This window comes from Streptomyces sp. NPDC056503 (genome assembly GCF_042794995.1).
Taxonomy (GTDB): domain Bacteria; phylum Actinomycetota; class Actinomycetes; order Streptomycetales; family Streptomycetaceae; genus Streptomyces.
This window is the reverse complement of sequence record NZ_JBHTST010000235.1, coordinates 1-5577: the sequence shown is the minus strand read 5'-3', so window position 1 is coordinate 5577 and position 5577 is coordinate 1. Positions and strand designations below refer to the sequence as shown.

Sequence of the window (5577 nt, the reverse complement as noted above, 5' to 3'; positions counted from 1 at the left end):
GTCCGTGTCGGACGGGGGCACACGGCTTTCCGGTGCGCACCGGGACGATCAGCCGGTTCCGGGGTCGCGGTGGTGGGCGGCGATGCCGAAGCGGCGCTGTTCACCGGTGGCGGAACCGAGACCGCCGGCGAGCCCCGTCCCGGAGAGGGAACGGATCACCGGCTCGTCGGGCGCGCCGGGCGCCTCGACCTCCAGTTTCTCCAGTCGTTCCAGGTCGGCGGCGGAGACGAGGGCGACGAGCGGCTTTCCGTGCCGGGTCACGACCACGCGCTCACCGCCGTACACCACGCGGTTGATGAGGTCGGCGAGCTCCGCCCGCGCTTGCGTCACCGGGATCTCGTAGGTCATGCTCCTCATCTTACGGTCTGTACGTCCTGTACATTTTTGACAGAAGGAGGCGCCCATGATGGACGCACGCCACGTACTGCCGGAGTTCTCGGAGCGGACCTCGTACGGCACCCGGACCCTCGACCCGTACGCGAAGCTCCTGGAGAACCGGATCGTCTTCCTCGGCACGGCGGTCGACGACGTCGCCGCGAGCGACGTGATCGCCCAGCTCCTCCACCTGGACCACGCGGATCCCGGGCGGGACATCGCGCTCTACCTCAACTCCCCCGGCGGCTCCGTCACCGCGATGACCGCGATCCACGACACGATGCGCAGCCTGGCGAGCGACGTGGAGACCACCTGCCTCGGCCAGGCCGGGTCCACGGCGGCGGTCCTGCTCGCCGCGGGGACGCCCGGCAAGCGCCTGATGCTGCCCGGCGCCCGGGTCACCCTGCGCCAGCCGGTCCTCGACGAACCGCTCACCGGCCAGCTCTCGGACCTGGACCTCCAGGCACGCGAACTGCTTCGACTGCGCGACGTGATGACGGACCTCCTCTCCTCGTACACCGGCCGGGACCCGGAGGGGGTCGCCGCCGACACCGACCGCACGACCGTCCTCGACGCGCCGGCCGCACTCGCCTACGGCCTGGTCGACGACGTCGTCGGCACGCGCCGGGCCGGCTCCGGCGCACCGGCAGCGCGGTGAGGCCGCGATGGTGCCGGAGCTTCCGCCGCTGCCCGCCCTGACGCGCGCCGAGGGGCAGTTGATCGACGCGTACCTCGAAGTCGTGGACCTCCTGGGAAAGATCAATCCATCCAGGGGATCGCATACCTATGGAGCCCTGCGGGCCGCCCAGGCGCTGGTCGGGCGGGTGGAGGCGCTGCGCGAGGCCCTGACGCTCATGCATATGCGGGGCGAGAGCGAGGTCCACGCCGAGACATTGGCCTGCGCCCTGCGGGTGTTGGACGGCGAGCGGCGGGCGGCTCGTGTCACCGTGCCCGGAGCGCGGGCGAGTTGACATTCCGTCGTGTCGTGTCGAGCCCCGGACGGCCGACACGGGACGCAGGAATCGTCCCCCGTTCGGCGTAGTCGCGAAATCGACAGGTGAAGTGTGCGAGTTGCGCAACAGGTGTACGCATTTGGCGGAATCGGGCATTCCGACGCTGGTACGAGGCTCGTCGGCCAAACCTACGACGATCACGAAACCGTCTTGTCCACCCGTATGGATCAGTCGTGAGGAGCCTCACATAACGCCGTTTCCGCTCGGTTTTCGCCCGATCCGTGGGTCAAGATCCTCGACGACGACAAGCCCCCGCCACCCAGGCGGGGCGGTCCGGGCGGACGCCGAGTCCTGCCGCCGTCCCGGACGTCTGGTCGACAGGAGTGGATCGGCAGGAGTGGAGGACCCGAGCAGTACGGGTCGACCGCGCTGTATCCCCAGCGCGGCCGTCCCTCGGGGTGAAGCCGCAGCCGCGGCCGGGCATCTTCGCCTGCCCGAACCCGACAGGTCATCCTTCACAGGCGGCTGACGAAGGGTTGCGCATGACCGCGCAGATGCATGTCCCGTCCCTGCTGTCCCGGGCCGGAGCCGTCTCGGCTCTCACCCTCGCCGCCGTCGGCGGCACGCTCCTCGCCCCGGGGGCCGCACCCGAGGCCCAGGCAGCCACCTCCCACGCGACGAAGGCACTGGGCGTCGCCGCTTCCAAGAAGGGCGCGCCCTACCGGTACGGCGCGGCGGGGCCCACCCGCTTCGACTGCTCCGGACTCACGGTCTACGCGTACAAGAAGGCGGGAAAGTCGCTGCCCCGCACCGCGCAGCAGCAGTACAACAACACCCGGCACATCTCCGCCTCCAGCCGGCAGAAGGGCGATCTGGTCTTCTTCCACTCGGGCGGCAGGGTCTACCACGTGGGGATCTACGCCGGTAGCGGCAAGATCTGGCACTCGCCCAAGACCGGCTCCTGGGTGAAGCTCGACAGGATCTGGTCCTCGAAGGTCTTCTACGGTCGCGTGCGCTGACCCACCGGCGCCTGCGGTGGTGTCCCCGGGTGCGGTGGCGCCGCCGCACCCCTCACCGCAGGCGCCCCCGTTCCTCCTCCGCCGGGCCGTGCCGGAGAACCGGTTCAGCAGGCGGGGACGGCGGCCACGGCCCAGGGCAGCGTGATCCACACGGTCTTGCCGCCCTCGGCGGTCGCCGTGACCGAGAGCCGTCCGCCGGCCTCCGCCGCGAGGACCCGGATGATCACCATGCCGCGGCCGTTGTCCTGCTGGACGGCGGCCGGCAGCCGCCGCGGGAAGCGCGGATGGCTGTCGGTGACGCCGATCCGCAGGACCTCCTCACGGTCGAGGTGGAGCTCGACCGTGAAGGTGGGCGACTGTCCGAAGGTGTGCAGCACCGCGTTGGTCGTCAGCTCCGACACCATCAGCCGGATCGAGTCCGCCGTGTCGCCGCCGTCCTCCAGACCCCAGCGGCCGAGCACCTCCGCCACGAACCTCCGCGCCGTGGCGACCGCGGCGGGATCGCTCGGCAGGGTGACGGATGCTTCCTGGTGATCTGCCATGGCGACGTCGTCCCTTTCCCGCCGGGGCCGTCGCCCCGGATCGCGCTCCGCGTCAGCCTCCCACCGATCCGGCGCGCGGGTGGGTCGTTCTCCCGAGATATGCCCCGTTCTGTCGCCCGAAGCGGTGAACTCTCGGTCTGTCGACGGTTCATGGCCGCCGCGCGGTGCTCAGCGGGCGCCGGCCGGCGCGGTCCCCGCGATCGTGGCGACCGCCCGCTCGATCTCCGCGTCCGTCAGGTCCGCGCGGGCCGTCAGCCGCAGCCGCGAGACGCCGTCGGGCACGGACGGGGGCCGGAAGCAGCCCACGGACAGCCCCCGTTCACGACAGTCGGCCGCCCACCGCAGCGCCTCCTCGGGCCCCGGCGCGCGGACCGAGACCACGGCCGCGTCGGGCCGGGCCGAGGCGAACCCGGCCTCGGTGAGCATCCGGTGCAGCGTCACGGCGACCGTCCGCGCCCGCTCGGCGAGCCCCGGGTCGGCGGCGATCAGCCGCAGGCTCGCGAGCGCCGCGCCGGTGGCGGCCGGGGCGAGCCCGGTGTCGAAGATGAAGGTGCGCGCCGCGTTGACCAGGTGCTCGATCACCCGGGCCGGACCCAGGACCGCACCGCCCTGGCTGCCCAGCGACTTGGAGAGGGTGAGGGTGGCCACCACGTCCTCGTCGCCGGCGAGCCCGGCGCCGTGAAGCGCGCCCCGGCCGCCCGCGCCGAGGACGCCGAAGCCGTGCGCGTCGTCGACGACGAGCCCGGCGCCGTGCTCGCGGCAGGCGGCGGCGAGTTCCTCCAGCGGGGCCCGGTCGCCGTCGACGGAGAAGACGGAGTCGCTGACGGCGAGCGCCCGCCGCCCCTCGTGCGCGTCGAGCGTCTTGCGTACGGCCTCGGGGTCGGCGTGCGGGACGACCGCGACCTCCGCGCGGGCGAGCCGGCAGCCGTCCACGATCGAGGCGTGGTTGGCGGCGTCGGAGACGACCAGCGCGCCCGGGCCGCCGAGCGCGGTGAGCGCGGCGAGGTTGGCGGTGTAGCCGGAGGAGAAGACCAGGGCGGCCTCGAAGCCGCAGAACGCCGCCAGTTCCGCTTCGAGCGTGGTGTGCAGCCGGGTCGTGCCGGTGACGAGCCGCGAACCGGTCGCTCCGGCTCCCCAGCGGCGGGCGGCCTCGGCGGCCGCGCCGGTGACCTCGGGGTGCCGGGTGAGGCCGAGGTAGTCGTTGCCCGCCAGGTCGAGGAGGTCCGACTCGGCCGGGCGCGGCCGCAGGGTCCTGACCAGCCCGGCCTCGGCCCGGCGGCGGGCCTCCGCCCCGGTCCAGTCGAAGGCGGTGCGGCGCGCGGGCGGGGTCGGCTGGGCCTGGGACATGCGGCGTTCCTTTTGTAGGCACCTTTTGTAGGCAGCGCACAGACCCTAACGGCAGGAGGCCGAGGTCGGGATGTGGTCATCCACACACCTCGATCGGGCCCGTTTGTTCAGATCCTCCTTGGCCGGGGGGTGTGCCGTAGGCAAGGATCAGCCCTTATGGACCTGCTGAACACGCTGGTGGAGAAGGGGCTGCGGCGCGAGACGCCGACCCGTGAAGAAGCGCTCGCCGTGCTGGCGACCTCCGACGACGACCTGCTCGATGTGGTGGCGGCCGCCGGCAAGGTGCGTCGTCAGTGGTTCGGGCGGCGGGTGAAGCTGAACTACCTCGTCAACCTGAAGTCCGGGCTGTGCCCGGAGGACTGCTCGTACTGTTCGCAGCGGCTCGGCTCCAAGGCCGACATCCTCAAGTACACCTGGCTGAAGCCGGACGAGGCGTCCGAGGCTGCCGCGGCCGGCATCGCCGGCGGCGCCAAGCGGGTCTGCCTGGTGGCGAGCGGCCGCGGTCCGACGGACCGGGACGTCGACCGGGTCGGCAGGACCATCGAGGCGATCAAGGAGCAGAACGAGGGCGTCGAGGTGTGCGCCTGCCTCGGTCTGCTCTCCGACGGTCAGGCCGAGCGGCTGAAGACGGCCGGCGCCGACGCGTACAACCACAACCTCAACACCTCCGAGGGCACGTACGGCGAGATCACCACCACCCACACCTACGCGGACCGGGTGGACACCGTGCAGAAGGCGCACGCGGCGGGCCTCTCGGCCTGCTCCGGCCTGATCGCGGGCATGGGCGAGACCGACGAGGACCTGGTCGACGTGGTGTTCGCGCTGCGCGAGCTGGACTCGGACTCGGTGCCGGTCAACTTCCTCATCCCCTTCGAGGGCACGCCGCTGGCGAAGGAGTGGAACCTCAGCCCGCAGCGCTGTCTGCGGATCCTCGCCATGGTCCGCTTCGTCTGCCCCGACGTGGAGGTGCGGATCGCGGGCGGCCGTGAGGTGCACCTGCGGTCCATGCAGCCGCTGGCGCTCAACATCGCCAACTCGATCTTCCTCGGCGACTACCTCACCAGCGAGGGCCAGGCCGGCCAGGCCGACCTCGCCATGATCGCGGACGCCGGCTTCGAGGTGGAGGGCGCGGGCACCACCACGCTGCCCGCCCACCGCGCCGACGCGCTCGCGGCGGCCGGCGGGGGCTGCGGCTCGCACGCCACGGCGGGCGGCTGCGGTTCCGAGGCGGCGGCCGGCTGCGGCTCGCACGCGGACGCGGCGGCCGGCTGCGGCTCGCACGCGGACGCGGCGGCCGGCGGCGGCGGCGGGCCGTGCGGCGGCCCCGCCGAGGCCCCCGCG

The 5577-nt window shown here is 72.7% G+C and carries 7 protein-coding genes and 1 riboswitch; of the genes, 4 read left to right on the top strand and 3 right to left on the bottom strand.

The window, feature by feature from the left end; translation table 11 throughout:
* Positions 1 to 48: 48 nt before the first annotated feature.
* Positions 49 to 348, bottom strand: coding sequence for a type II toxin-antitoxin system Phd/YefM family antitoxin (locus ACFQ8C_RS36315; protein WP_383466138.1), 300 nt, complete (start codon positions 346 to 348; stop codon positions 49 to 51).
* A 58-nt stretch (positions 349 to 406) separates the two neighbouring features.
* Between ACFQ8C_RS36315 and ACFQ8C_RS36310 the strand changes: the two genes are divergently transcribed.
* The 3 genes from ACFQ8C_RS36310 (at position 407) to ACFQ8C_RS36300 (ending at position 2347) form a co-directional block, all read left to right on the top strand.
* Complete coding sequence (locus ACFQ8C_RS36310) at positions 407 to 1033, top strand: ATP-dependent Clp protease proteolytic subunit (RefSeq protein WP_383466140.1); 627 nt, start codon at positions 407 to 409, stop codon at positions 1031 to 1033.
* A gap of 7 nt (positions 1034 to 1040) precedes the next feature.
* Positions 1041 to 1346, top strand: coding sequence for a hypothetical protein (locus tag ACFQ8C_RS36305; RefSeq protein ID WP_383466136.1), 306 nt, complete (start codon positions 1041 to 1043; stop codon positions 1344 to 1346).
* A 314-nt stretch (positions 1347 to 1660) separates the two neighbouring features.
* Positions 1661 to 1867: riboswitch (cyclic di-AMP (ydaO/yuaA leader) on the top strand.
* Positions 1868 to 1870: 3 nt separating this feature from the next.
* Complete coding sequence (locus ACFQ8C_RS36300) at positions 1871 to 2347, top strand: C40 family peptidase (protein WP_383466134.1); 477 nt, start codon at positions 1871 to 1873, stop codon at positions 2345 to 2347.
* A gap of 104 nt (positions 2348 to 2451) precedes the next feature.
* Here ACFQ8C_RS36300 and ACFQ8C_RS36295 read toward each other — a convergent pair whose 3' ends face one another.
* Entirely contained in the window at positions 2452 to 2889 is a 438-nt protein-coding gene (locus ACFQ8C_RS36295) for an ATP-binding protein (RefSeq protein WP_383466132.1), read from the bottom strand.
* A 168-nt stretch (positions 2890 to 3057) separates the two neighbouring features.
* Complete coding sequence (locus ACFQ8C_RS36290) at positions 3058 to 4236, bottom strand: 8-amino-7-oxononanoate synthase (RefSeq protein WP_383466130.1); 1179 nt, start codon at positions 4234 to 4236, stop codon at positions 3058 to 3060.
* A 156-nt stretch (positions 4237 to 4392) separates the two neighbouring features.
* Here ACFQ8C_RS36290 and bioB point away from each other — a divergent pair.
* The coding region (gene bioB / locus ACFQ8C_RS36285) for a biotin synthase BioB (RefSeq protein ID WP_383466128.1) at positions 4393 to 5577 on the top strand (1185 nt) is incomplete at its 3' end.